At 37.0% G+C, this 26,393-nt stretch carries 25 protein-coding genes; 21 read left to right on the plus strand and 4 right to left on the minus strand.

All coding sequences use genetic code 11. The features are described from left to right. The first annotated feature begins 520 nt into the window (after positions 1 to 520). The 16 genes from RR45_RS03675 to bioB all read left to right on the plus strand — a co-directional run bounded on the left by RR45_RS03675 (position 521) and on the right by bioB (position 17,057). A complete protein-coding gene (locus RR45_RS03675; RefSeq protein WP_031365891.1) occupies positions 521 to 1,639 on the plus strand; it encodes a hypothetical protein in 1,119 nt (372 codons plus the stop codon). Further along, on the plus strand, positions 1,620 to 2,975 hold the full coding sequence (locus RR45_RS03680) for a HesA/MoeB/ThiF family protein (RefSeq protein WP_031365890.1): 1,356 nt from the start codon (positions 1,620 to 1,622) through the stop codon (positions 2,973 to 2,975). Before RR45_RS03675 ends, RR45_RS03680 begins: the two co-directional genes overlap by 20 nt. A 102-nt stretch (positions 2,976 to 3,077) precedes the next feature. Beyond that, positions 3,078 to 3,971, plus strand: a complete 894-nt coding sequence (locus tag RR45_RS03685) for an ABC transporter ATP-binding protein (protein WP_031365889.1) — start codon at positions 3,078 to 3,080, stop codon at positions 3,969 to 3,971. Further along, a complete protein-coding gene (locus RR45_RS03690; RefSeq protein WP_031365888.1) occupies positions 3,964 to 5,184 on the plus strand; it encodes an ABC transporter permease in 1,221 nt (406 codons plus the stop codon). Before RR45_RS03685 ends, RR45_RS03690 begins: the two co-directional genes overlap by 8 nt. Positions 5,185 to 5,247: 63 nt before the next feature. Then, positions 5,248 to 5,916, plus strand: coding sequence for a helix-hairpin-helix domain-containing protein (locus RR45_RS03695; RefSeq protein ID WP_031365887.1), 669 nt, complete (start codon positions 5,248 to 5,250; stop codon positions 5,914 to 5,916). Beyond that, positions 5,882 to 8,134, plus strand: a complete 2,253-nt coding sequence (locus RR45_RS03700; RefSeq protein WP_341868402.1) for a DNA internalization-related competence protein ComEC/Rec2 — start codon at positions 5,882 to 5,884, stop codon at positions 8,132 to 8,134. Before RR45_RS03695 ends, RR45_RS03700 begins: the two co-directional genes overlap by 35 nt. Positions 8,135 to 8,243: 109 nt before the next feature. Then, a complete protein-coding gene (locus RR45_RS03705) occupies positions 8,244 to 9,038 on the plus strand; it encodes an alpha/beta hydrolase (protein ID WP_031365885.1) in 795 nt (264 codons plus the stop codon). A 154-nt stretch (positions 9,039 to 9,192) separates the two neighbouring features. Next, positions 9,193 to 9,393 carry a F0F1 ATP synthase subunit C gene (locus RR45_RS03710; protein ID WP_031365884.1) on the plus strand — a complete coding sequence of 67 codons (201 nt, stop codon included), beginning with the start codon at positions 9,193 to 9,195 and terminating at the stop codon, positions 9,391 to 9,393. A gap of 91 nt (positions 9,394 to 9,484) precedes the next feature. Beyond that, a complete protein-coding gene (gene atpB / locus RR45_RS03715; protein ID WP_031365883.1) occupies positions 9,485 to 10,195 on the plus strand; it encodes a F0F1 ATP synthase subunit A in 711 nt (236 codons plus the stop codon). 12 nt (positions 10,196 to 10,207) lie between these two features. After that, positions 10,208 to 10,717, plus strand: coding sequence for a F0F1 ATP synthase subunit B (atpF, locus tag RR45_RS03720; RefSeq protein WP_031365882.1), 510 nt, complete (start codon positions 10,208 to 10,210; stop codon positions 10,715 to 10,717). 2 nt (positions 10,718 to 10,719) lie between these two features. Beyond that, on the plus strand, positions 10,720 to 11,247 hold the full coding sequence (locus RR45_RS03725) for a F0F1 ATP synthase subunit delta (RefSeq protein ID WP_031365881.1): 528 nt from the start codon (positions 10,720 to 10,722) through the stop codon (positions 11,245 to 11,247). A gap of 146 nt (positions 11,248 to 11,393) precedes the next feature. Continuing rightward, the gene (gene atpA / locus RR45_RS03730) at positions 11,394 to 12,899 is read left to right on the plus strand and encodes a F0F1 ATP synthase subunit alpha (RefSeq protein WP_031365880.1); all 1,506 of its coding nucleotides are present in this window, start codon (positions 11,394 to 11,396) and stop codon (positions 12,897 to 12,899) included. Between the two features lie 14 nt (positions 12,900 to 12,913). Then, positions 12,914 to 13,789 (plus strand): F0F1 ATP synthase subunit gamma, encoded by an 876-nt coding sequence (locus RR45_RS03735; RefSeq protein WP_031365879.1) that lies wholly within the window; start codon positions 12,914 to 12,916, stop codon positions 13,787 to 13,789. Positions 13,790 to 14,109: 320 nt separating this feature from the next. Next, positions 14,110 to 15,522: a F0F1 ATP synthase subunit beta gene (gene atpD, locus RR45_RS03740; RefSeq protein WP_031365878.1), complete on the plus strand. Its 1,413-nt coding sequence runs from the start codon at positions 14,110 to 14,112 to the stop codon at positions 15,520 to 15,522. A gap of 21 nt (positions 15,523 to 15,543) precedes the next feature. Then, on the plus strand, positions 15,544 to 15,963 hold the full coding sequence (locus RR45_RS03745; RefSeq protein WP_031365877.1) for a F0F1 ATP synthase subunit epsilon: 420 nt from the start codon (positions 15,544 to 15,546) through the stop codon (positions 15,961 to 15,963). 116 nt (positions 15,964 to 16,079) lie between these two features. Continuing rightward, complete coding sequence (bioB, locus tag RR45_RS03750; protein ID WP_031365876.1) at positions 16,080 to 17,057, plus strand: biotin synthase BioB; 978 nt, start codon at positions 16,080 to 16,082, stop codon at positions 17,055 to 17,057. Between the two features lie 149 nt (positions 17,058 to 17,206). Here the strand turns inward: bioB and sdaAA are convergent, their stop codons facing one another. From sdaAA to RR45_RS03765, 3 genes are all read right to left on the minus strand, one after another. Next, a complete protein-coding gene (gene sdaAA / locus RR45_RS03755; RefSeq protein WP_031365875.1) occupies positions 17,207 to 18,076 on the minus strand; it encodes an L-serine ammonia-lyase, iron-sulfur-dependent, subunit alpha in 870 nt (289 codons plus the stop codon). 105 nt (positions 18,077 to 18,181) lie between these two features. Continuing rightward, a complete protein-coding gene (gene sdaAB, locus RR45_RS03760; protein ID WP_031365874.1) occupies positions 18,182 to 18,853 on the minus strand; it encodes an L-serine ammonia-lyase, iron-sulfur-dependent subunit beta in 672 nt (223 codons plus the stop codon). Then, entirely contained in the window at positions 18,850 to 19,491 is a 642-nt protein-coding gene (locus RR45_RS03765) for an HAD hydrolase-like protein (RefSeq protein ID WP_031365873.1), read from the minus strand. The genes sdaAB and RR45_RS03765 overlap by 4 nt, the downstream gene beginning before the upstream one ends. A 346-nt stretch (positions 19,492 to 19,837) precedes the next feature. Between RR45_RS03765 and RR45_RS03770 the strand changes: the two genes are divergently transcribed. From RR45_RS03770 to RR45_RS03795, 5 genes are all read left to right on the plus strand, one after another. Then, on the plus strand, positions 19,838 to 20,257 hold the full coding sequence (locus tag RR45_RS03770) for a hypothetical protein (RefSeq protein WP_031365872.1): 420 nt from the start codon (positions 19,838 to 19,840) through the stop codon (positions 20,255 to 20,257). 14 nt (positions 20,258 to 20,271) lie between these two features. After that, positions 20,272 to 22,932, plus strand: coding sequence for a C47 family peptidase (locus RR45_RS03775; RefSeq protein WP_031365871.1), 2,661 nt, complete (start codon positions 20,272 to 20,274; stop codon positions 22,930 to 22,932). Positions 22,933 to 22,943: 11 nt separating this feature from the next. Further along, positions 22,944 to 23,237 carry a hypothetical protein gene (locus tag RR45_RS03780; protein ID WP_031365870.1) on the plus strand — a complete coding sequence of 98 codons (294 nt, stop codon included), beginning with the start codon at positions 22,944 to 22,946 and terminating at the stop codon, positions 23,235 to 23,237. Between the two features lie 494 nt (positions 23,238 to 23,731). Next, positions 23,732 to 24,082: a hypothetical protein gene (locus RR45_RS03790; protein WP_031365868.1), complete on the plus strand. Its 351-nt coding sequence runs from the start codon at positions 23,732 to 23,734 to the stop codon at positions 24,080 to 24,082. Between the two features lie 516 nt (positions 24,083 to 24,598). Next, positions 24,599 to 24,892, plus strand: a complete 294-nt coding sequence (locus RR45_RS03795) for a hypothetical protein (protein WP_072353577.1) — start codon at positions 24,599 to 24,601, stop codon at positions 24,890 to 24,892. 447 nt (positions 24,893 to 25,339) lie between these two features. On the opposite strand, the gene RR45_RS03800 is transcribed toward RR45_RS03795, so the two are convergent. Further along, a complete protein-coding gene (locus tag RR45_RS03800; protein WP_084463452.1) occupies positions 25,340 to 26,278 on the minus strand; it encodes a biotin--[acetyl-CoA-carboxylase] ligase in 939 nt (312 codons plus the stop codon). Positions 26,279 to 26,393 lie beyond the last annotated feature (115 nt).

The raw sequence follows: 26,393 nt of genomic DNA on the forward strand, positions 1-26,393 counted from the left end.
AGTTGTCTATGGTGATGGCGCTTACTGGGCTGGTGCTGTAGTAGGAGTTGCGTTGGTGGCTTTGGCGTGTGATTAATTATAGAAAGAGAGAAATAAATGGAATTTGAACTGATTGAGACTGAGGAAACTGTTGTTTATAGTACAGCAAGAGATTTTGCAGAAGGTATCGCTTTGGGAATTGGCATAGCCTCTCTATTTTTATGCTGATGAAAAAATTATGAAGATTAAAGTTTTGTTATTACTGGTAGTGATATTACTCATTACAAGTCATTTTTTAGAAAAAAAATATGATGTATTTAATATAGTAAGCATTGTCCTGACAGTAATTGTTATTTTGATGTTTCTTTATTTTGTATTTAAGAAATACAAAAATTAATATTTTGGTAAGATATATCCAAATATTAATTTTGAAATGTTATGAAAAGAACATATCTGTTTTGTTTTTGCTTAGGAAAAAATAAAATTTTAAAGTTTGAGCATCTATCAAATTGATAGATGTTTTTACATAACGAGGGAGAAAATGTTTACAGACGATTGGCAACCAAAACACAACGATAATTTGATATTTCGAGAAAATAATTCCAGATTTACAGTCAGAAATACAGTTACCAAACAGACTTTTACAATTGGAAAAATAGAGTATCAGATTATTCAAGCACTTGATGGCAGTAAAAAAATTGCAGAGTTATATCAACAATTCAAGCAGTTTTTTACTGCAAATCAATTTGAACGCTATTTACTTTTACTGTCAAGCAAAGGCTTATTAGAGGAGGGAAAACAAACTAAAAAGAAAGTTGATATTTTGAAATTATTGTTACCTTTGACTAAAGATTTTCATTTTTTAAAAAAAGGTAGATTGAGTCAACTATTGTCCCACATTATATTATCTGGTGTCTTTGTTTTAGGGATTGTCTTAATTGTTTTAAAGGCACATCTTGGCACAATTGTTACAACAACAATGACTGCTAATTATTTCCGATGGGATACAATTCTATTGTATCTAATGGAAGTCTTTGTAATTGGCATCTTGCACGAAAGTTGTCATGCTATTTTAATGATAAATTCAGGTGGTAATGTATTTGAAATGGGAATTGGTCTTAATCATTTTAATCCTGTATTCTATGTTGATATTACAGGTATTAAACAGATTAAAGATAAATCAAAACGTTTACAAATTTGGTTTGCTGGTATTAGTAGTCAGATGATATTTTTGGGGATTGGTCTATTGTTAGAATATCAATTTGGCATTGATACATATGCTATTTTATTATGGAATACCATTAATGTAGGCATGATACTTTTAAACTTAACATTTCTAATTAAGCTGGATGGTTATTACATTTTATGTGAGCTATTAGATGAACCTGATTTGCGAGAAAAGTCACTATCTTATGTCATTGAACTGTTTCAGGATGAAAAACAAAATTTTGATTTGATTAAATTGACAATTGGTATGATTTATATGATCTATTTACCAATTTTTATCATTAATATGATAAATTTTATCCTTACAAGGCAATTTCCAAACTTTGTAAACATCTATAATCAGATTATTAACTATTTTATACCAAGTTCAATTATCATTTTGATTATGATTGTTATTGTGCAAAGGAGAAAAAATGCAAATTTATTATCCTAACCCGTTTATACTGGTGCTAGAAACGGAAAAAAATTATGTCGTTAAGAACGGTACTAAATTTGAAAAAGTATTAGTAAAAACTGATTATAGGCACTTTATTAATCAATTTCAAAAACAGGAACCGATGAATATGAGAGAGCTAGAAGTCCTGTTCTCTCAAAGTGAGTTGGTTGAACTTTTTAGTTCACATATCTTATTAGACTCACGATTAGAGCTATCTTCTGAATTTTCTAGAACTATCGGCTATTTTTCTCTTACTTCTACAGAGTCTACTTATCCAAAATTAAAGGAAAAGAAAATTTTGATATTGGGAGCAGGTGCTATTGGTACTCATTTAGCTTGGCAACTAGCTGCAATGGGAATTAGTAAATTGATAATCCTAGATTTTGATCAGATTGAATTAAGTAATCTCAATCGACAACTACTTTATCAGCATAGAGATATTGAGCAGAATAAAGTTGAGATACTCAAAAAACGGCTCGGAGAAATTTTTCCTGAGTTGATAGTAGATGTTCTGCATAAACGGCTTAGTGACCTCAATGATGTTAGAGAGATAGTTGATTCGTCATTTGATTTAGTTGTAAAGGCAATTGATACACCAAATGAGATGACAGATTGGATAGGACAAGTAGCCTTTGAAAATAAAATTTGCATGGTGCAAGGAGGGTTTATAGGTACAACAGGAGTAGTAGGACCGCATTATTTTCCTGAAAAAACGCCATGCTATCGGTGTTATCCACAAGAGATGAAAATTTCAAGATTATCTGGAACAGGTGCAACTCAATCAAGTATGACAGAACTTGTAGCAGGGAAAATTGGTTTAGATATTATGAATATGTTACAAAATCAAAGAACTGCCTATTCAGGAATGTATGAATTTTTAGATGATGTTACGAATAAGATTGAGACAGTAGAGCTTGAATTGATTGAACATTGTACAGTCTGTAATAGAAATAACAGTAAGCAAAAAACTTTACCTAAAATTATAGATATTCTATATCTTATGCTTGTCTTTATCATGCCTATGATTGTGACCTTTAATCATCTTGATGTCCGATTTAATTTATTGGGACTTGCAATTTTTTGTATTGTATATACGCTAGTGCAAGAAAATGAACAAAAGAATTTTCAACTACAGTTTCAAGCTGCAGTTTCTTATGTGATAAGCTTGTTTATATTGAATATTTTTCTAGGTGTCATAAGATTTGAGCTGACACATTGGGTAGTATCTATTGCTCAAATAGGATTACAGGAAATGTTTTTAATAACGGCTAGTGTCGCCATATTTGAAGGTGTTGCTTACGTTACAAAGGGAGTAAAAAAAATATTGATATGAAAATTTTGAAAGAGTTTTCAACTTTATCTAAGCAATATTATATTCAATTATGCTAAAATGAAGATATTGTAATATTCTTTAAAAATAGGAAAGGAACTATAAATGCTAGAACTAACAAACATCACCAAAAAATTTGGTGATAAGGTGGCAGTTGACGGTCTGAACATGACGGTTAAGGCTGGTGAAATCATGGGACTGATTGGTCAAAATGGTGCAGGTAAGACAACAACTTTCCGCATGATTTTGGATTTCATCAAGGCTGATAGTGGTGAGATTACTTGGAATGGTGCGCCAATTACGCAAGCCGTCAAACAAAGAATAGGTTTCTTACCAGAAGAACGTGGCCTTTATCAAAAATTGACGGTTGAAGAACAGATTCTTTATTTTGCGGAATTGCATGGCATGAAACGTTCAGACGCGCGTGCTGATTTGGCAAACTGGATGACAAAACTTGAAGTTGTCGGCAAAGTAACTGACAAAGTACAGGCGCTTTCCAAAGGGAATGCACAAAAAATCCAGTTTATTGCAACATTAATTCATCAACCAGATTTTCTGATTTTGGATGAGCCTTTTACAGGGCTTGACCCAGTAAATACGAGTTTATTGATGAACGAAATTCACACTCTCAAAGAAAATGGCGCAGCGATTATTTTTTCAAGTCACAATATGAGCGGGGTTGAGCTACTTAGTGATAATCTGACCATGCTTAAAAATGGTAAAGTGGTCTTGCAAGGTGATGTTCAAGGAATTCGCGATAGTTTTGGTCGGACCCAGATTTATGTTGAAAGTGATGTTGAGACAAGTGAACTCTTGGCCGTTGACGGGGTTAAAAAGATTGAAAAACAAGGTAATGGTCGCATGATTTATGTAACAGATGAATCGGTAGGTCGCTCGATTTTCTCTAAAGTCAGTGAATCTGGTTATACACAGGCATTTGTTCAGGCACCGCCTACGCTTGACGAGATTTTCCGCAAGGAGGTAGCTGAAAATGTTTAATCAAATCAAATTAGTCGCAGGACAAGTTTATCGCATCAAAATTAAGACACCAGGTTTTTGGCTAACCGTTTTAACTCCTTTATTACTCCCGATTGTTGGGCTAGTCATTGGCTTTGTGATTGCTAAAACCAACGATGAATCGACTGCTAGACTAGCAGTTGTAGACAATACGGCGCTTGTCCAAACACTCAAGTCCGGCAAGTTGTTAGACGCTAAAATTTCAGAAGTTACTAATATTGAAGTGGCCAAGAAAAAGGTTATGGCGGATAAAATTGACGGCTACTTGGCTAAAACAGACGGCGAGTACACCTTAGTGACTTCGACTGATGGCACAACGAAATTTAGTGAAGCAACAGTCAAGGCTGCCTTATCTCAGATTGAGATGGCAGATAAAGCCGCCCATCTGAAGTTAAGCGCTGAGGACTTGGCTAGTCTACAAACACCAGCTGCCTTGACGATTAAAACCTTGAATGACAAGGGTGAATCTAGGGGTGGTGATGACAAAAATGCGGCAAATTCTATCATTTCTGGTGGGTCTACAATCATTATCGTTATGCTGCTCATGATTTATGTGAGTATGATTGCCCAAGAAATTGCCAATGAAAAATCCAATCGAATTATGGAGACTCTTCTGGCAGCAACCAGTGCTAAAGTTCAATATTTTGGTAAAATCATCGGGGTAAGTCTCCTTGTCCTCACGCATATTCTCTTTTACATCATCTTAGGGGTGGGGGCTAGTCTGGCGCTCAAAGGTAATAAAATGGTCAAAACTGTTCAAGACATGCTGAGTGGTGTGGATATTAATTTCTTGATTTTTACCATGCTCATGTTAGTCGTTGCCTTGCTATCTTATTTGGTTTTGACTGCGATTGTTGCCAGTCTGGTCAATGACCAAAGTCAAGTCCAGCAGGCAGTTGCCCCAATTTCTTATCTAGCAATGATTGGCTATATCGCTGGAATTGTGGGAGCAAGTGTGCCCAATAATATCGTGATTAAGATTTTGGGTTATGTTCCCTTTGTGTCACCCACGCTGATGCCAGGTCGTTTAGCGACAGAAGTAGCAACGATGACAGACGCCTATATCGCCTTAGTCTTGCAAGTGATTGCGTTGGTAGTAGTTGCGAAATTTGGAGAAAAAGTTTATGCCAAAAATGTTTTAAGCTATTCTGATGAAAAAATCTTTAAGCAATTTGTCAGAAACCTCAAAAAATAATAGAAAATCCCTGTGACAAACGGGGATTTTTTTCGTATATAAAAGTGAGGTGAAAATATGTATATGAAAATGATAATTGAACAAGTAAAAGAGCATTTTAAACTTGTTCTAGGCGTTGCTCTTGTCCTCATTTTGGCTGTCTTTTTTTACTTGAGAAACACAAGAAATGATATTGAGGGTACAGTTGTTTTAACAGAAAAGTCAGCGATGACACCTAAAGTTGAAAAATCAGCGGTAAAACAGTCTAGTGAAAGTCAAAAATCTGAGACCAAGCAACATATCATGGTCGATATCAAGGGTGCAGTGAAAAAACCAGCAGTCTATCAAGTAGATAGTCATGCACGGGTTGGTGATGTTATTGCTCTGGCAGGCGGCATGACAAGTCAAGCGGATAGCAAGTCGGTAAATTTAGCCCAAAAGGTGACGGATGAGATGATTATTTACGTGGCAAGTATTGGTGAAAATATCACTGTTATACCATCAGCTACAGCAGATAAGACGACTAATGAACAAGGTAAATCGGTGACTGCAGCATCAGATAAAGTGAATATCAATACAGCAGATATGACGCAGCTCCAGAGCCTGACAGGTATCGGGGCTAAGAAAGCTCAGGATATCATAGATTATCGAGAACAAAATGGACCTTTTAAGACACCAGAAGACTTGGCTAATGTCTCTGGTTTTGGGGAGAAAACGATTGAAAAACTTAGAGAAAATATTACAGTGGATTGATTTACCTCCGATTTTTATCGTCTATTTCTCTGTTATTATCTACTATACAATTTTTCGTTTCTCCTATCTCATATTAGTCTATCTTGTAGTCTCCTTACTGGCGCTAATCTGGCACAATGGAATCAGGGCTTGTTTAAAGCTCAGTTTGATCTTACTTATCTTTACGGGAATATGCATGGTGATTATGAAACAAGAAACCACCGATTTTGCGCGTGAGACAAAGGTGGCAGAGGTTAGCCCAATACTTGATACAATTCAAGTGGATGGTGACCAAGTTTCTTTTCGTGGTAAATCAGGCAAACAAATTTACCAAATTTACTATAAGGTGACCACGGAGCAAGAACAACAGTACTTTATGACAATATCACAACCAGTTGTTTTATCTGTTTCGGGTCAGTTAGAACAAGCGAGTCAGAAAAGAAATTTCAATGGCTTTGATTATCAAACCTATCTTAAAACACAAAATATTTATCGTGTCTTGACGATTGATCACATAATAAGTATCAAACCTAGACAAAGTTGGCACCTGACGATTTTAAGACGTAAAGCTATTTTGTTTTGTGAGCAAAATTTCCCACGCCCGATGTCATCCTACATGACAGGACTACTTTTTGGACATCTAGGGAAAGACTTTGATGAGATGGGTAGCATTTATACTAGTCTGGGAATTATGCATCTTTTTGCTCTATCCGGTATGCAAGTATCATTTTTCGTTGATTTTCTACGTAAAGGTTTATTTAGACTCGGTTTTAGACGCGATATCGTTAATCTGTTTCAAATACCATTTTCTGTCTTTTATGCCGGTATGACAGGATTTTCGATATCTGTTATCAGATCATTAATTCAGAAAGTTTTAGCTAATTTTGGCATCAAGCATCTCGATAATTTCAGTCTGACTCTGTTTCTTTTATTTCTGTTCATGCCCAAATTTCTTCTTACCACGGGTGGCACCTTGTCACTCCTTTTCGCTTTTGTCATTTCCATGTTCGGTGAGCGCTTTGAAAAGCTACCGAAATATAGCAAGCTACTCGCAGAAAGCTTGACACTTTCTCTATCAGTTCTACCGCTCCTTATGCTTTACTTTCATAATTTTCAACCCTTCTCGATTTTTTTTACATTTGTCTTCAGCTTTCTTTTTGATGTCCTTTTTCTACCAGGATTATCCCTTATTTTTTTGTTGGCAATGGCGACAGGAATTATGCTAACGCAGATCAATATTATTTTCCAGTGGCTTGAAGGTCTGATTAAATTAGTCGACAGTTGGTATCATTATCCACTGATTCTAGGAAAACCAACAACCTTCGTTTTTCTGGCAATGTTAGTTGTCATTGGTTTTTTAATCGACCAGTGGCGCAATCAAAAAGTCAGGTATAGTTTGTTGCTGATTTTGCTGAGTCTATTTTTCGTGACTAAAAATCCACCAATACCATCAATTACGATGGTAGATATTGGTCAAGGAGACAGTATTTTTTTACAGGATCAATTTAATCGTCGAAATGTTTTAATTGATACAGGTGGTCGAGTCCAGTTCGGCGCAAGGAAAAAATGGCAAGAGCGTACATCATCTGCAATGGCAGATAAAACTTTGATTCCTTATTTAAAAAGTCTAGGTGTTAGTGAAATTGACACATTAGTTGTGACACATACAGACGAAGATCATATGGGTGATTTGCTTGCAGTCGTCAATCAAATAAAGGTCAAAAACATATTAACGAGTGAAGGAAGTCTCAATCATACTAAGTTTATCAAACTGATAAAAAAAACAGGCGCTAATATTATGGTGGCATATGCCGGTCAACGGTTAAAGATTTTTGATCGCTATTTGGAAGTGCTGTATCCATTAACCACAGGTGATGGTAAGAATAATGATTCGATTGTTTTATATGGGGAATTATATGGCAAGAATTTTTTGTTTACAGGGGATTTGGAGGAGCCAGGCGAGCGTGCGTTGTTGGCACATTATCCATCACTTACTGTAGATGTTTTAAAAGTAGGGCATCATGGCTCTAAAACATCATCATCTGAGCCTTTTATTAAGGCGATTAATCCGTCTATCGCTTTGATTTCTTGTGGTTTGGACAATCGTTATGGTCATCCCAATACAGAGACACTTACGACTTTTCGGACATATGGTATACAAACTTTTCGAACAGATGAAAGTGGTGCTATTAAATTTGAGAAAAATAGTAAATCTTGGCATATCTCGACGGTAAAATGATAGAATAGAGGCAATACTTCAGGAATAAGTACTTATAGAATTACTCTGTTTTGGCATAGCGTTAGCGTAGAAAGGAATTGTGCGTTGAAAAGACGTGCAAATTGATATCATGGCACTATTAAAAATTGATTATTATTCAGAAATACTTGGCATGGTGCGCACGGTAAATGTGTTATACCCTGAATCTCGGAAGAATCCAGATAAGGATGTGCCGACAACAGATATTCCAGTTCTTTATTTGTTGCATGGGATGTCTGGCAATCAAGATTCTTGGTTAAACCGTTCGGGGATTGAGCGGTTGGTTAGAAATACCAATTTGGCAGTTGTCATGCCGTCAACAGATTTGGCTTGGTATACGAATACAACTTATGGTGCCAGATATTATGATGCAATTGTAGATGAGTTGCCAGAAGTGCTACATCATTTCCTACCTAATTTGTCTACAAAGCGGGAGAAAAACTTTATTGCTGGTTTATCTATGGGTGGCTATGGTGCTTTTAAAATAGCGCTTGCTTCTAACAAATTTTCCTATGCGGCGAGTTTATCAGGTGCGATTTCATTTGAAAGTGTTGCAAGAGAAGAGATGGGTGATTTGTCTTATTGGCAAGGTGTTTTTGGTGATTTAGATAAATTTGACGAATCGGATAATTCTGTCCAAAAATTGGCGACTGAATTTGTGGCAACATTTGGTTATGATAAACCAAAACTTTATGCTTGGTGCGGTCACCAAGATTTTCTCTATCCCGCTAATAATTTTGCCGTCCAAGACTTGAAAAATAAGGACTTTGACATTGTTTATGAAACGACGGACGGGACACATGAGTGGTATTATTGGACGAAAATGATGGACCGTGTGCTTGAGTTTCTTCCAATAAAATATAATCAAGAGGAGCGTTTATCGTAAAATTGAAAATTTTTTTGATTTTTTTCAGAAAATAAGACTTTAGACTGATTTTTTTGTTGACATTTCAGCAAAATAGGACTAGAATTTTACTGTTAAGTAAAAACGTAAGGTAATCTTACGGAAACATTCATCCAAATTATAGGAGGACAAATTAATGTCATTAGGAATTCTCGCTCTAGGGATTGCAGCACTCGGTGCAGGTATCGGTGAAGGTCTCATCGTTAATAGTATTTTGAACGCGGTGTCTCGTCAACCAGAACTTGAAGGCAAATTGCGTTCATTGATGTTTGTAGGTATCGCATTTATTGAAGGAACTTTCTTTATCACACTCGCTATGACATTCGTCTTGAAATAAGACGATTCTCAGTTTATGCACCGTCAGCAACCCTATTTAGTTTACTTAATTAGTTAATGACGTGTATACATAAGAAAGGAAGTGAGTATTCGTGGAAAAATCTTGGTCTTTTCATATTGGACCGGTTTATTTTGATGGTGCTGTCCTTGTCATGACTGTTTTAACTTGTGCGATTATCTTTGGCTTTGTTTTTTGGGCAAGTCGTCGGATGACTTTACGACCAAAAGGCAAACAAAATGTATTGGAAGCCATCATTGATTTCGTCAATGGTATTTCAAAAGACAACATGGGTGCGACTGAATCACGTCGCTACTCACTTTTCGTTTTTGTCCTCTTCATGTTCATCTTTGTTGCTAACAATATTGGCTTGATGACCAAAATTGAGGGGTCAAATGAGTTAACTTACTGGAAATCACCGACAGCAGATGTTGGTGTGACATTGGCTCTATCATTAATGGTGTCACTCGTTGCGACATTATCAAGTATCAAGCGTTTCGGCTTTAAAGGATACATCAAACACGCTTTTTTAACGCCTGCTGCCATGTTACCAATGAACATTATGGAAGAATTTATTAATTTTCTAAGTTTAGCCCTGCGTTTATTTGGTAATATTTTCGCTGGTGAAATTGTGATTGGCTTGATTACACGCATTGGTAATATTGAAGTGTATTATTTACCACTTGCCATTTTGCTTGAAGTGGCTTGGACGGCGTTCTCACTCTTTATTGGGGCGCTACAGGCTTACGTTTTCGTCTTGTTATCAACCATGTATATCAATGAAAAAATCGCAAAAGAAGAGTAGAAAGGAGTAGTCATGAGTCCATTTATTTTGTTAGAATCTGCTCCGAGTTCAATGCTGGGTAACATTATTGTCGTCAGCGGTGCCTTTTTAATCTTGCTCGTTTTGATTAAAAAATATGCTTGGGGCATGGTGACAGCAATGCTTGATGCACGTGCTAAAAAAATCAACGATGATATTGATAGCGCTGAGAATGCACGGCTACAAGCTGAGGCATTTGCGACACAACGTGAGACTGAATTAGCAGGATCACGTGATGAAGCGATTAAAATTATCAATAATGCAAAAGATACAGCAGAATCTAATAAAGCCAAAATTGTAGCAGAGGCTGCAGAAGAAGCACGTCGTGCTAAACAACGTGCGAATGAAGAAATTGAACAATCTAAAAAAGAAGCCATTTCAGGTATCAAAGGTAATGTTGCGGATATCTCAGTCAAAATTGCCGAAAAATTAATTGGTGAAACGTTAGATGCGTCAGCACAGTCAGAACTGATCAATCAATACTTGGAAAAATTGGGGGAATAAATATGTCTCTCATTATTGCTCAAAAATATAGTAAAGCTTTGCTTGAAGTCGCTCAGGAAAGGCAGCAATTAGAGGCTGTATTAGCCGAAGTAGCTGCTTTTAATCAAGTCATTCAGTCAACGGATCTCCAAGATTTTTTAGTTGATGTAGCTTACTCGGATGACAAGAAACACCAAGTCATTGAGAGTCTGCAAAATGTGTCCTCTGATATTTTCAAGAATTTCTTGGAAGTATTGGTAAAAAATCAACGGATGGCACTCTTACCTTTAATTATTAAGGAAGTTCGTCATCAAGCCGATAATCTATTCAAGATTTCAGATGTTGATGTTACGAGTGCGATTGTGCTATCAGATATACAGCTCAGTAAACTTGAAACGACGATTAAAAGCAAGTTTGACCTCAATGAAGTCACAATCAAAAATACAGTCGATACCAGCATTTTGGGTGGCGTGATTATCAACGCCCGTGGCAAAAGCATCGATGCAAGTATTAAGTCGCAGTTAAACAAAATTGCGAAATCAATTATTTAATAATAATACTGAAAGCTTGGGCGACACAGTCGTAAACTTTCTTGGGAAAAAGATTTAATTGATTTGCGCTTGTGCAAGTTCGATAAATATCTTTTCCTAGAAAGACAGCTTGAAGTTCAAATGTTCTAATAAGGAGGCGACAATCTTTGGCTTTTAATGCTAATGAAATCAGTTCACTGATTAAACAACAAATTGAAAATTTTACGCCTGATTTTTCAGTCGCTGAGACCGGAGTTGTAACATACGTCGGTGACGGGATCGCCCGTGCTCATGGACTAGAAAATGCCATGAGTGGTGAATTGCTTGAATTTTCAAACGGTTCGTATGGTATGGCACAAAACTTGGAGTCAACTGACGTCGGGATTATTGTTCTCGGTGAGTTTGGCGATATTCGTGAAGGCGATACCGTCAAACGGACAGGTAAAATCATGGAAGTCCCTGTTGGTGAAGCGCTGATTGGGCGCGTTGTCAATCCTTTGGGAATCCCTGTTGATGGTCTGGGTGAGATTAAAACGGATAAAACACGTCCAGTCGAGTCAGCAGCACCGGGAGTTATGCAACGTAAAAGTGTGGCTGAACCGCTTCAAACGGGTCTCAAAGCGATTGACGCCTTGGTACCAATCGGTCGCGGCCAACGTGAGTTAATTATCGGTGACCGTCAAACGGGTAAAACAACCATTGCCATTGATGCTATCTTGAACCAAAAAGGTCAAGATATGATCTGTATCTACGTGGCGATTGGTCAAAAAGAATCAACTGTACGGACGCAAGTTGAAACGCTCCGTAAATATGGTGCGCTTGACTACACGATTGTGGTGACAGCATCTGCGTCACAACCATCACCATTGCTTTATATCGCACCTTATGCTGGTGCAGCTATGGGTGAGGAATTCATGTATAATGGTAAACACGTTTTGGTCGTTTATGATGACTTATCAAAACAAGCCGTTGCCTATCGTGAATTGTCACTATTGCTCCGCCGTCCACCAGGTCGTGAAGCCTATCCCGGTGATGTTTTCTACTTGCACTCACGTCTTTTAGAACGTGCAGCTAAACTTTCTGATGAATTAGGTGGTGGTTCTATGACTGCTTTACCGTTTATTGAAACGCAAGCGGGAGATATTTCTGCCTACATCGCAACAAACGTTATCTCCATTACAGATGGTCAAATTTTCCTTGAAAATGACCTTTTCTATTCAGGTATTCGTCCAGCCATTGATGCCGGTTCATCCGTATCACGTGTTGGTGGTAGTGCACAAATTAAGGCGATGAAAAAAGTTGCTGGAACACTTCGTCTTGACTTAGCATCATTCCGTGAACTAGAAGCCTTTACACAATTTGGTTCTGACTTGGATGCCGCAACACAAGCAAAATTGAACCGTGGTCGTCGAACTGTTGAAGTTTTGAAACAACCGCTACATGAACCGCTTGCCGTTCAGTATCAAGTCTTAATTTTATATGCTTTGACGCATGGTTTCCTTGATACAGTGCCAGTTGATGATATTCTTGCCTTTGAATCACAATTGTTTGATTTCTTTGATATGAATCATAAGGACTTGCTTGAGACAATCGTCACAACCAAAGATTTACCAGCTGAGGACTTACTTGATGCAGCTATTCAAGAATTCAAAGCATCATCAGCAATTAATTAAAAGGGAGGTTTGCTATGCCAGCTTCGCTAAATGAAATCAAAGTCAGAATTGCATCAACAAAAAAAACAAGTCAGATTACAGGTGCCATGCAAATGGTATCTGCTGCAAAATTGACAAGATCTGAACAAAACGCTAAGAACTTTCAAGTTTATGCTCAAAAAGTTCGTGCGATGACGACCGATTTGATTGGCTCAGAATTATCTGAGGGGTCAAATAATCCAATGTTGATCAAGAGACCGATTAAAAAGACTGGCTATATTGTCATTACATCGGATAAAGGTCTCGTCGGTGGCTATAATTCAACGATTTTGAAAGCTGTTATGCAGATGTTGCACGACGATCATGACAATCAAGAGGAATATGTTATCATTGCCCTTGGTGGCATGGGGGCAGATTTCTTCAAGGCTCGCGATATCAACGTCTCTTATGAGCTTCGAGGCCTGTCTGATCAGCCAACCTTTGATGAAGTACGCAAAATTGTCAATAAATCAGTTAGTCTTTATCAAAATGAATTATTTGATGAATTGTATGTTTGTTATAATCACCATGTTAATTCTTTGACGAGTCAAGTACGTGTTGAAAAAATGTTACCGATTACTGATTTAGATGAAAATGAAGCCACTTCTCATCATCAAGAATTTGAACTTGAACCGAATCGTGACACCATATTGGCACAACTTTTGCCACAATATGCGGAAAGCATGATTTATGGTAGTATTATTGATGCTAAAACGGCTGAACATGCTGCAGGTATGGCAGCCATGCAAGCCGCAACTGATAATGCTAAAAATGTGATCAATGATCTGACTATCCAATACAACCGTGCCCGCCAAGCAGCCATTACCCAAGAAATTACGGAAATTGTTGCCGGCGCGAGTGCCTTGGAATAAATATACGTCATTAAGCAAATAAAGCAAACGTTTTTGGCTATTTTCGACACTTCTTCTTCGTTTGGCTATTATCTTGGCACTTTAGTGCTTAGATCAGTAGCTATGTATGATGTACCTAAGTGGTTTTGCACTTAGGCGTTGGACAAAAAATATCTCAAAAATGTTGTATACTTTCTTTACTTAAATGCGTATAGTCAAACAAATTGAGTGTTGGCAACTTGTTCCCTAATGTAAGTATCCCTAGTCTACCTGACTAGGGTCACTCACGTCATGGTGCAGAGTAGTTGTCATCTGAATATCTTAATAAAACAGGAGGTAATATGAGCTCTGGTAAAATTTCACAGGTAATCGGACCAGTTGTAGACGTAGAGTTTGCAGGTGGAGAAAATCTTCCTGAAATTAATAATGCGCTGATTGTTTATAAAGACAATGGCGATAAGACAAAAACTAAAATCGTGCTAGAAGTAGCACTTGAGCTTGGTGATGGGGTTGTCCGCACCATTGCCATGGAGTCTACTGATGGTTTAACGCGTGGCCTTGAAGTTCTGGATACAGGTCGCCCAATCAGTGTACCTGTCGGGAAAGAAACCCTTGGTCGTGTATTTAACGTTATTGGTGATACAATCGATTTGGAGACACCATTCCCTGAGGATGCTGAGCGTAGCCCAATTCACCAAAAAGCACCTGCTTTTGATGAATTGTCTACCTCTAACGAAATCCTTGTGACCGGTATCAAAGTTATTGATTTACTTGCCCCTTATCTTAAAGGTGGTAAAGTTGGTCTTTTCGGTGGTGCCGGTGTTGGTAAAACCGTTTTGATTCAAGAGCTGATTCACAACATTGCCCAAGAACATGGTGGTATTTCCGTGTTTACTGGTGTTGGTGAACGGACACGTGAGGGGAATGACCTTTACGGAGAAATGAAAGAATCAGGCGTTATCGAAAAAACAGCCATGGTCTTTGGTCAAATGAATGAGCCACCTGGTGCACGGATGCGTGTTGCCTTGGCGGGTCTGACAATCGCAGAATATTTCCGTGATGTTGAAGGTCAAGATGTGCTTTTGTTTATCGATAACATCTTCCGTTTCACGCAAGCCGGTTCTGAAGTATCTGCCCTCTTGGGTCGGATGCCATCAGCCGTTGGTTACCAACCAACATTGGCAACAGAAATGGGGCAATTACAAGAACGAATTACTTCTACTAAAAAAGGCTCTGTTACTTCAATCCAAGCGATTTATGTACCAGCCGATGACTATACTGACCCAGCGCCAGCGACTGCCTTTGCCCATTTGGATTCAACGACCAACCTTGAGCGTAAATTAACGCAACAAGGGATTTATCCAGCCGTTGACCCATTGGCATCAAGTTCACGTGCTTTGACACCGGAAATCGTCGGTCAAGAGCACTATGAAGTGGCAACAGAAGTGCAACGTGTCCTCCAACGTTACCGTGAATTACAAGATATCATCGCTATCTTAGGGATGGATGAATTATCTGACGAAGAAAAGACCCTTGTTGGTCGTGCTCGTCGCATTCAATTCTTCTTGTCACAAAACTTCAATGTGGCTGAACAATTTACTGGTCAACCTGGTTCTTATGTGCCAGTTGAAGAAACAGTTAAGGGCTTTAAGGATATTCTTGAAGGTCAATATGATGACCTGCCAGAAGATGCGTTCCGTTCAGTTGGTCCAATCGAAGATGTCATCGCCAAAGCTAAGAAAATGGGCTATTGAGCTTAGATAAGGAGGTCTGATATGGATTACATGACAGTCCAAGTCATTACACCTAATGGCATCTGTTACGATCACCATGCATATTTTATCTTGTTGTCAACAGTTGATGGCGAACTCGGGGTCTTGCCTAACATGATTTCAACGATTGCCTCATTAAAAATCGATGAGTTGAAAGTGCGTCGAATTGATGATGAAAAACATGTTGACTGGATTTCCATCAATGGTGGGATTGCTGAAGTTCATGATAACTTAGTCACGATTGTTGCTGATTCGGCCGAACGTGAGCGTGATATCGATGTTACCCGTGCTGAACGTGCCAAACGTCGAGCTGAGAACGATCTTCAAGAAGCTGAAAAGAAACGCGATGTGGATGCTGCCAAACGTGCTGAAGTCGCACTTCACCGTGCACTTAATCGTTTGCGTGTCTCGGGCCACAGATGAATTTAGAATATAAAGAAATACCTTGTCTATTGATAAGGTATTTTTGTATAGCTTGACAAATGTAAACTATTTATATAAAATAAGTTTACTATATGATAGAGGAGTGTTATTTTGGGATGGATTTTATTGAACTTGCTCAGAGAATTTGTAATGAGAAAAGTCAGATAACAAAAGAAGAATCATTGGCTATTTTAAACAGCAGTACGGATTGGTGGGGAATATATGGAGCTGCTTTAATGGTGAAAAATCATTTTCATCAAAATACAATGCAGTTGAATGTACTAATGAATGCCAAAAGTGGGTTATGCGCAGAAGACTGTGGTTATTGTGCACAATCTAAGATTAGTTCAGCTGATATTGAGAGTTATGGCTTGTTACCGACTAATATTATCTATAAAAAAGCATGTCTTGCCTACAAACGGAATGCCACGACATTTTGTATCGCAACAAGTGGTAGTCGGCTATCCAAGCAGGAAATGATTGCAGTAGGTGAGACAATCAAAAAAATTAAGCAAGACTTGCCTTTGAAAATATGTTTATCAGTTGGGTTGTCAAAACTTGAACAAATCAACTATTTTAAATCTATCGGTGTTGATCGTCTGAATCATAACTTAAACACACCAAAGGATAATTATGAAAAAATAGCGACGACACATACTTATGCGCAAAGAAAAAATACCTTGGAGATGCTGCAACAAGTTAATATGAGTGCTTGTGCAGGTTTTATCTGTGGAATGGGTGAGACAGATGAGCAGTTAATTGATTTGGCGTTTGAGTTACGCGAATTGAGACCACATTCTGTTCCAATAAATTTCCTGATTCCGATTGAGGGGACAAAATTTTCAAATGTTAATACCTTGACGCCTATTAAATGTTTGAAAATTTTAACTTTGATGCGGTTTATTTTCCCTGAAGTAGAGTTACGTGCGAGCGCTGGGCGAGAATATCATCTTGGAGATTTAGAACATTTTGCTTTCTTGATAACAGATTCTTTATTTCTAGGGGACTATTTGACAAGTGGTGGAAACGCTGAAGATCAAGATATCGCGAAACTTGAGTTATTAGAAATTGACTATAAGAGAAAAGAGATGTAAATCAAGGTGAATAAATATTTCGGTGATGTTTTAAATATGAGTGTAATATATTTTTAGATAACTCATAAAAACTCATAAAAACTCATAAAAACTCATAAAAACTCATCATGTGATTAGACTACATGATGAGTTTTTCATTTCTTTTAGATTCAACCGAAAATTTCAGTTTTAAGTCGTTTCCCTGTTGGTGTAGCCGCAAGGCCACCTTCCGCAGTTTCGCGAAAGGCACTGGGCATGGCTTGTCCGACTTGATACATGGCTTGGATAACTTCATCAGTTGGGATTCTAGACTCAATACCGGCTAAAGCCATATCAGCAGCAACTAAGGCGAAACTTGCGCCCATAGCATTGCGTTTGACACAAGGGACTTCGACTAGTCCAGCGACAGGATCACAGATGAGACCAAGTAGATTTTTAATGACAAAGGAACAAGACTGACTGGCTTGATGGGGGGTACCACCAGCAGCCATGACGAGGGCAGCTGATGCCATAGCAGTGGCTGAGCCAACTTCAGCTTGACAACCTCCTTCAGCACCTGAAATTGAAGCATTGTTAGCAATAACTAATCCGAAAGCGCCGGCAGTGAACAAAAAATCTAGCTGTTGTGTTTGGGTTAATTGGAGTTTGTCGATGGCGGTAGATAGCACTGCGGGAATGCAACCTGCACTACCAGCGGTTGGTGTGGCGCAGACGAGTCCCATCTGAGCATTACTCTCATTGACAGCCATAGCATTTCGCGCGGCGCTTAAAACGGTTGTATCTGATAAAGTTTTACCATTTTTTATATAGCTATCAAGTTTGAGGGCATCACCACCAGTCAGTCCAGTGCGTGATGTTCTTTCTGTCATGCCATTATTGATTGAGGCTAACATGACATTGAGATTTTCTGACATGAGGGCGAGAATTTCATTACGCGTCCGACCAGATGTTTCAATTTCGGTCGCAATCATCAATTCAGAGATGGATCCGTCAAATTTCTGATTAGCCTGTGTGACTAATTCTTCTATCGTGTAAAACATGGCTACTCCTTTAGTAATTTGAGGAATGAAGAGCTTAGGAAAGCTGCTATCTGCAACGTGGCTCAGCAGTTAATCTCGTTGTGGTATTTTTTAGTGTTTTACCTCTTAACCAAAGAAGTTGACATTGTGTAAGTTATCAATAGCTCTGATTTTAGCGAGGGCTTGGTCGACATCACGTGAGTCAATTTCGATAATCATGATGGCTTTTTCACCCGCATTTTCTCGCGTGACGTTCATTTGGGCGATATTGATGTTATATTTTGAGAGGCTATCCGTAACTTTAGCAATCATGCCTGGCACATCTTGGTGGACGATGATAAGTGTTGGCGTGTTTAGATTCAGAGCAACGTTAAAGCCGTTGAGCTCAGTTACCTGAATATTACCACCACCGATCGAAATCCCTTTAATTGACATGGATTTGTTCTTGTTCTTGATAATTATTTTAGCAGTGTTGGGATGATCCACTTTTTCTTCTTTATGAATACGCCAAAAAACTTTAATGCCAACCTTATCTGCAATTTCTAACGCATCTGGAATTCTAGGGTCATTTGTCTCCATGCCTAGGATTCCCGCTACTAGAGCTAAATCCGTTCCATGCCCACGGTAGGTTTTTGCGAAGGACTGATAGAGATGAAACTCGACTTCGGTTGGTTGGTCACCGAAAATCGAGTGTACAATTTTACCGATGCGGACCGCACCGGCAGTATGTGAGCTTGATGGTCCAATCATGACGGGACCCATGATATCGAAAACTGATTTAAATTTGAGGTGTCTCATCTGATAATCTCCAAAAGTTGTTGTGGATGGGCAATGAGGATATTGCTACCTGCATTTTTAAGCTCGGTTTCATCCCCAAATCCCCAGAGTACGCCGATTGTTTTTGCGACGTTATTTTCCTGACCACCGATGATATCAAATTTACGATCTCCAATCATGGCAGAGGTGTTAGGTGTCGATTGTGTGAGCTCTAATGATTTTTTGAGGACAAGCGTCTTAGAGTGTGCTTGAGGTGTGTTCCCAAAAATACCTTTAAAATGATGCGATAGATTGAGTTCTGACAGCATGTTCTGCGCGACATCTTCCTTTTTCGAGGTCGCGATAAAGAGGTTGTAGTTATGGTGATGTAGGTCTTCGAGCATCTCTAGAATTCCATCGTAAGGCTTAGCATCGAACATGCCTTTGGTTGCATAGTATTGGCGGTAAGTCATGATAGCTTTTTTGGCCCATGCGTCATCGCCTTTAGACAGGGTCTCAAAAGTGACTTCAAGGGGTGGGCCGATAAAAGTATTTAATTCAGTATCGGATAGCTGAGGATATTTCATTTCATCAAAAGTATATCGAAAACTATTAAGGATTCCCCTGGAACTTTCCAGAATTGTTCCGTCCAAATCAAAGAATAAATTTTTTAATATCATAGCTCTATTTTATCATGATATGGTCTGTTTTGATACGTTGAATGGTTGTTTTTTTATTGAAGGAGTGTGATATAGGTCACACAGGGTATATGATGACTTTAATTAATAGAATGTCCTGATATTGCACTATTTCTGTCCCAATAGTATTATCATGAAATGATATATAAGTTTATAATAGTGTATACATATGTTATAAAAAATGATATATTTCCATTTTTATGTAAGCGCTTTTTTAGTGGTTGAGATATGAAGATGGTAAAAAACTACTTTTAAGCTATTATATATCGTTTTTCCCAATGAAAGAGTGAGCAAAAGTAATGTTTAGCTAAATTGAAAGGAAATGAATATGAGGAAGTTAAAAATAACCTTACTCGGAGGGTTTATTTTATGTATTGGATTGAGTTTATTTTTGGTTAGTTCCAAAAAAGAGGACACAAAAGACTTAAAACTTGGAATAAATAGACCGTCAGTAAGTAAAACAAGTAAAAAAGAAACAATAGATGAAAATGTCAAAGTAGAATCAAGTATTGCAAAAGAAGAAACATCAACAGTTAAGGAAGTGACTACTGCTGAAGAAAAGAAAAATATCGCTGAGTTTAAAAAAGACATAATTTCTAATGGCGTTTATATTAATTTAAATGGTAGTTTAGAATTAGTAACCGAGTCTAATTTAAAGGATTTGGAAAAGAAAATTAAAAATCCAGTTATTTATGATATGAGTAAAGATGGGAAAATGATAAAGGTTATTGCTGATTCAGAAGAGTAGATAGGGAGAAAGAAATGAAATTGAAAAAGTTAATCATACAAGTAGCGATGTTGATTGGTGTTGGGTTTATTTTACTGCCATACTCAGCACAAACTGCGTTTGCATTTACAAGCGGTAACACGGCTACTACGATTGATGATATTAAAGTAGATATTAAACAAATTAATGAAATAGCTAGACCTACATGGCAAATCATCAATTCAAGTGACGGAAGAGATGGTAAAATTTCTCAATCTCTTGCTGCATCAATCGTTTCTGTAGTGAATGCTAATATTCAGAATGACGGTTGGTTATCGGCATCAGATATGCTAAGTTGGTTATATCCAAATGATACATTTGAGCAGTTAAAAAGTGAAAATATTAGTGCTGAGCAAGCTGTGGCATGGTTGAATTCTAAAGGGTATATTGCTAGTATTGTTAATCGTCCATTAACAACAGATGAGATTAAGAAAAGTCTAGATAAAACAAACCCGATTATTACAATATTTGAAAATCAAGATTCAATAAATTGGTTAGAAAAAGAAACAACAGGGGTACTCTATGCACATACGGATGTGGAGGCAGGGACTGAAAAACTTCATCAGTCATTTGTTAAAACAGCCTATCATGGGGAGTTATTTATTCAAGATGGGGCAGAACAAAACGCATTTAAGTTTGAAGATCAATATGAAAATCCAGATTCAAGCAGTGCTGCATCAGATTATAAGTGGGTCAAGTCTATAACAGATATCCAAAAAGACCCGACTTGGGAAAGTAGTTTAACGATTTTAAGTAATCGTGCATCAGGGATTTTTAATGTTAATTTGACTAAATCAGGAAATGATATTACAGGTGCTGCATTTACTGATTCAGATTTGAAAGGATTATATCGAAAATATCCAGCAACGACAAAAGATAGCGAGGCAAAATTAGCGGCAGTTTCTTTAATCAATCTCTATTTTGATGCTGACCACCAAAAAACTATCGAAGAGTTAGAAAATTTTGCTAAAATAGATACCAGTAAGGATGTGACAGGACAACAGATTGTTGAATGGTATAAGTCCTTAGGTTTTGCATGTGATACATCATCAGGAAAATTAACAAAAGACTTGACTAAATCTCTTTCAAGTTCCGGTAAGCTTTATTTAACGACATATAAGGCTACAGATCAACAGAACAATCTTCAACAATTGGCTTCAATTGGTAATGGTTTCATAGATAATAATTTTGGATATGCTATTGATACATCACCAATGTTGCAAGATGAAAATATTTCGACGGTTTACAAGATAAACTGGGGTGGTCAAGATGCCTATCAAACATATTTAAAAAGGAATAAAGCCTTTGATTATGATAATTTTATGAGAGTCGATGTTTCTAAGGCAGTCACTCAAGGAGATTACCAGTCAGATTTAACTATTTATAACATTCGTCAAAAATCTGCACCGGAAGGCGATAATACACAGTTTAAACCAACTAATCCTGCAGTTGTTAATCCACCAGAAAAGACAGCCAACTTTAATTCCAGTAATAACTTTTATATACGTGAAACACAAAGTTCAGAGCCCTGGTGTGCTGCCTATGTGAACGCAGCTGCAATTAACACATTTAGAAAAGCTACAGATGCACCAATTACGACAGCAAAAAAGATTATGCAAGCGGATCGTCCAGATTTATCAGATGAGGAGCTTAGTACAATACAAGGTAGCACAATTGAAAATTTTGTAAACATCATTAATTCAAAATATAATATTGGTGTGACGGTTGAAGAGCGTGCTCTAAGTTTTGATGAAGTGAAAAAAGAAATTGATGCTGGTCAGATTATTGAGATGGATGCTTATAATATTAATGCTCAGACATATGAGGAAAAACAAGAAACAGGACACGCAGTAGCAATCGTTGGTTATGTGACCGCTAAAGATGGTGATAAAAATAAAACACCCTACTATGAGATTTGGAATCCATGGTGGTCAAGTACGTTCTATATTCCAGTAAATTCGAAAACTTTCCGTCTTGGTGGTATAGATTACAAGTGGGAAAGAACTTGGCATAACTGGCGTCAAAATGGTCCAGTATCAGTAGATGCGGCATCAGCTAAACAGACAGTTGCGAGTATGGGCAATCCTGCGGCAGCGAAACAAAATCTTATTCCAACAAATCCACTTTTAAGTGGCAGAACAGCTTTTTCAAATTTAAAATTAAATCAGTTACAAAGTCTATCTTTAAGTGATGAAGTTCTTTTCCAAAATATAGACCTATTTAGGGCACAAGATGTGATGGGACAGTTAGTTAGTAGTTTTGGACGTGAAACAACTATTGATAGTAAGACACATGGCTCCACTTTTGGTTATGCTTTTAGTTTAGGTGCATCTGAGTTTATGCGTGCTAGGAGAAATAAGACTACCAAAATAACAACAAATATGTCTAAAGCTAAAGCCTTTAGTGATAGTGTTGATGATATTATATCAGCTAAAAATGAAATAAGATTATTTGGGATTGGTACGGCTGTATTTATGGCAGTATATATCGCATTACAGATTATTCCTGTGGCAAATTGGGTTAGTAATACAGCTTTAGGTATTATCAATTTAGTGACAGGTGGAGGTTTGAATATAGATACAGGCGCTCTTGCAATTGCTATATATTACTATTACACTGCTTCGCAGAGTGCAGAAACTGCATTCAATAAAATATGAGGTTAGTCAAGATGACAAATCGAAATAAGATTAGGATATTGTTTATTTGCTGTTTCCTTTATGGTTTGGTTGGTGTACCTATTAAAGCTCCTTTATCAACATCAACAGAAAAAATGTTTTTTTCAGCTGTCTTTTCAGTTAGTGCATTTTTGATTGTGATAGTTTTAATCTTGAATTATAAAAAACTTTTATCCTACTGGCATCCCAAAAACAAACAACAAGAAATGACTTTTTTGAAACATTTTACTTTCAGTGTAGGCTTTCTTATGACAATCGCTAGTTATGGGCTTGTTTGGATTCTGTGACATTTGAGGTAACGAGGCTATTTTGTAAAAATTCGGATTGTACAAATTCAAATTATAACAAATTAGAGGAGGGTGTTTAACATGAAAAGGATTGGAATATCAATTTTAATATTTATCTTAACATGTCTATTCTGTGTTTGCCTATATCTTTGTTTCAATCCACCATTGATAAAACCAGCTTCCCCTTTTCAATCGTTCACGGAGGTGATAAAATTTTCAAAAAAAAGCCGATTGATTGCTAATTTTATTTCTCTAGTTCTTGCTTTAGCTGCAAAGTTACTTATTTTTGTAATTAGTTGTTGCATTCGAGTTTTCCCTGTGCAAGAAGAACATGCTAACTATTATCCAAAAATAAAGAAGTCTTTGCAATGGATTCAATGGGGACTGAATGGATTGGTATTAGTAAAGATAATGTCTTTGTTAATAAATTGAATATCTTGTGATCATCAATGACGAATAGAGAAAATCAAACAATCAATATTAAGGTGTAAGCTATGAAAAATTATCGAACCTATTTATCAATAACCCTGAAAATTTGTATCGTTCTAATTCTATTAATGCTACCATTTGTGATTATTTCGTATGAAACTTCAGGTGCTGTTGATTTATTTTGGCAAAAGACTAGATTTTACACCTCTCTTGCTAAAAGAAATCAAGTAGAATTTATCTCCAGAACAGATGATATTATTTCGGATGTATGTTATCTGCTAGCTGTGTTAATCTTACGCATTACTATCAAGAAGAAAGAATCAATGGCTAGGAAAGTATTCTTATTCATAGCGGTACTTGGTATTGCCGATATGCTAGGGCAAATAGTTGGCTTGGGTATAGCGGGTTTGAGATAGTTGTTATAATTTAGTGCTTGTGATGTCTTTGGTTAAGAAATAACCATTAGAAACGCTTATGTTGAGTGTTATATATAGGAGGTTGTGGTGAAATATGCTAGTTTATTGATTTTGCTAACTTTGTTTTTGGATATTTCTGTTTTATATTTGTTCTATCTTAAGATGGATTTGCTAGATTTTTTAATAGTATTGTTTTCGTCAATTTTGTTAAGTTGCTTTATATTAACTAATTCTGTATTAAGAAAGTTTTTCCATTTCAAAGAGAAAGACAGATTTTCTATTGTACATTTGATAAGTCCTTTCTCCATTCTTATGTTCTCTATTTTGTTTTCTTTTCGAGTGGGAGGTAGTGCAGCGTGGCTAGTTTACCTAGTCACTATACTCCTTTCTTTAGAAATATTATTGTTTAGAACAGATAGATAGAATTAATGTGGTTTTGATAATTAATGTACATTTGCTATATGTAACTTTGCAGAGTGCAGAAACAGCATTCAATAAACTATGAGGTTAATCAAGATGACAAAGCGAAATAAGATTAGGATATTGTTTATTTGCTGTTTCCTTTATGGTTTGGTTGGTGTACCTATTAAAGCTCCTTTATCAACATCAACAGAAAAAATGTTTTTTTCAGCTGCTTTTTCAGTTATTACATTTTTGATTGTGATAGTTTTAATCTTGAATTATAAAAAACTTTTATCCTACTGGCAACCTAAAGATAAACAACAAGAAATGGCTTTTTTGAATCATTTTACTCTCTGTGTAGTCTTTCTTATATCAATTGCTAGTTATGGGCTTGTTTGGAGAATATGATATTTGAGGTAATGAGGCTATTTTGTAAAAATTCGGATTGTACAAATTCAAATTATAACAAATTAGAGGATGTTGTTTAATGATGAAGCAGAAACAGCATTCAATAAACTATGAGGACTGAATAGAAATGAGAATCAAAATTACAAGTTTATTTGTCTTTGCTTTTCTTTTTAGTATGTTATCAATATTTATAAAGAATGATTACTCCCCTTTAAATATGTTGTGGTTAAGGATAGTATACTCAGTTTGTGCCTTGTTATTAGTTTTTGTCTTGATTTTGAATTACAAGAAATTATTGCTTATCTCAATAATATTTTATCCAATCATTGCTTTCAACGGCTTAAAAAACCGACAGAGTAGAATATAGTATAGTATAGTTGAGTTGAGTGGACCTTACAAACCAAACCTATCATTTAAAAGAGTATTAAAAAAGAGCAGCTGCTCTTTTTATTTTGTTTCACCAGATGACAATTTTTGGAGACCCACTGCCGTTTTGAGAATTAATCTCCCATCGTTATCAATACGGATGGCTTTACCAACTAAGGTTTTCTGAGCGCATTGGATCTGGACGTTTTTGCCCAGATCGCTAAAATGTGCCCGGTAATCATCAAGGAATTTACCATCTTGGTAAGTGTCATATAAGCTCAAGAATTGATCAATCAGTGAGGCTGCGACTTGGTTTCGGGAAATTGCAAGTTGACTAGTAAGGTAGCCAAGTTCAGTTTGCTTATTTGTCAGGTTCAGTCCAATGCCGACGATGAGTGCCGAGTAGGTTTGGGTTTCAAAATTTACAATCGCTTCTGTTAGAATGCCACCTACTTTTTGCCCCTGATAATAAATATTATTAATCCATTTGAAGTCTAAATCAATATTAAAAAGCGCCTTAACTGTGCGCCCAACAGCGACAGCAATTGCAGTAGCTAGAAGATTTGGCACGACTTGCTGTTCCGGTGTAATCGGGAGTGCAAAACTGAGATATAAGCCGGTTTGGGCAGGAGAGTCGAAAAGTCGACCAAAATGTCCTGTCCCTCTCGTCTGGATATTGGCGATAATCACAGTCGGTTCAGTCACCTCACCGTTAATCAGAACTTGTTTGGCATAAACATTGGTCGAAGGTAGACTGTCAAAAACTTGGACAGCAATATTATGTTGTAAATCATGAGTAATACCCGCGGCACTCATTTTTTCATCAGGGATATACCGGTAGCCCTTGCCAGGACCACGTTGACTCTCAATCGTAAAACCATCAGCAGATAGCTTGGTAATAGCTTTCCAAATTGCTGCACGCGAAATATTCAGTCTAGTGGCTAATTCTTGACCAGAAACCCACTCATTTTCATGGTCAATTAAAAGATTTAAAATGATTTCTGCTGTTGAAATTGTCATACTTTATTTTAACATAAATATTTGAAACGTTTATTGAACAATAGTATTATTTAAACACTATTTTTAATCACTCAAATCCTATCTGTGTTAAAAGAGTCCTTAATGGACTGGTCAT

The sequence above is a fragment of the Pseudolactococcus chungangensis CAU 28 = DSM 22330 genome (assembly GCF_002441885.1).
GTDB lineage: Bacteria > Bacillota > Bacilli > Lactobacillales > Streptococcaceae > Pseudolactococcus > Pseudolactococcus chungangensis.

Bases quoted from the DNA above. Each gene is read 5' to 3' on its own strand.
- RR45_RS03780 (WP_031365870.1), top strand. From the start codon at position 22,944: ATGACAAATCGAAATAAGATTAGGATATTGTTTATTTGCTGTTTCCTT.
- RR45_RS03735 (WP_031365879.1), top strand. From the start codon at position 12,914: ATGCCAGCTTCGCTAAATGAAATCAAAGTCAGAATTGCATCAACAAAA.
- bioB (WP_031365876.1), top strand. From the start codon at position 16,080: ATGGATTTTATTGAACTTGCTCAGAGAATTTGTAATGAGAAAAGTCAG.
- RR45_RS03695 (WP_031365887.1), top strand. From the start codon at position 5,248: ATGAAAATGATAATTGAACAAGTAAAAGAGCATTTTAAACTTGTTCTA.
- sdaAA (WP_031365875.1), bottom strand. From the start codon at position 18,076: ATGTTTTACACGATAGAAGAATTAGTCACACAGGCTAATCAGAAATTT.
- RR45_RS03710 (WP_031365884.1), top strand. From the start codon at position 9,193: ATGTCATTAGGAATTCTCGCTCTAGGGATTGCAGCACTCGGTGCAGGT.
- RR45_RS03765 (WP_031365873.1), bottom strand. From the start codon at position 19,491: ATGATATTAAAAAATTTATTCTTTGATTTGGACGGAACAATTCTGGAA.
- RR45_RS03795 (WP_072353577.1), top strand. From the start codon at position 24,599: ATGACAAAGCGAAATAAGATTAGGATATTGTTTATTTGCTGTTTCCTT.
- atpD (WP_031365878.1), top strand. From the start codon at position 14,110: ATGAGCTCTGGTAAAATTTCACAGGTAATCGGACCAGTTGTAGACGTA.
- RR45_RS03775 (WP_031365871.1), top strand. From the start codon at position 20,272: ATGAAATTGAAAAAGTTAATCATACAAGTAGCGATGTTGATTGGTGTT.
- RR45_RS03705 (WP_031365885.1), top strand. From the start codon at position 8,244: ATGGCACTATTAAAAATTGATTATTATTCAGAAATACTTGGCATGGTG.
- RR45_RS03790 (WP_031365868.1), top strand. From the start codon at position 23,732: ATGAAAAATTATCGAACCTATTTATCAATAACCCTGAAAATTTGTATC.
- RR45_RS03685 (WP_031365889.1), top strand. From the start codon at position 3,078: ATGCTAGAACTAACAAACATCACCAAAAAATTTGGTGATAAGGTGGCA.
- RR45_RS03690 (WP_031365888.1), top strand. From the start codon at position 3,964: ATGTTTAATCAAATCAAATTAGTCGCAGGACAAGTTTATCGCATCAAA.
- RR45_RS03725 (WP_031365881.1), top strand. From the start codon at position 10,720: ATGTCTCTCATTATTGCTCAAAAATATAGTAAAGCTTTGCTTGAAGTC.
- atpF (WP_031365882.1), top strand. From the start codon at position 10,208: ATGAGTCCATTTATTTTGTTAGAATCTGCTCCGAGTTCAATGCTGGGT.
- RR45_RS03675 (WP_031365891.1), top strand. From the start codon at position 521: ATGTTTACAGACGATTGGCAACCAAAACACAACGATAATTTGATATTT.
- sdaAB (WP_031365874.1), bottom strand. From the start codon at position 18,853: ATGAGACACCTCAAATTTAAATCAGTTTTCGATATCATGGGTCCCGTC.
- RR45_RS03770 (WP_031365872.1), top strand. From the start codon at position 19,838: ATGAGGAAGTTAAAAATAACCTTACTCGGAGGGTTTATTTTATGTATT.
- RR45_RS03680 (WP_031365890.1), top strand. From the start codon at position 1,620: ATGCAAATTTATTATCCTAACCCGTTTATACTGGTGCTAGAAACGGAA.
- RR45_RS03745 (WP_031365877.1), top strand. From the start codon at position 15,544: ATGGATTACATGACAGTCCAAGTCATTACACCTAATGGCATCTGTTAC.
- RR45_RS03800 (WP_084463452.1), bottom strand. From the start codon at position 26,278: ATGACAATTTCAACAGCAGAAATCATTTTAAATCTTTTAATTGACCAT.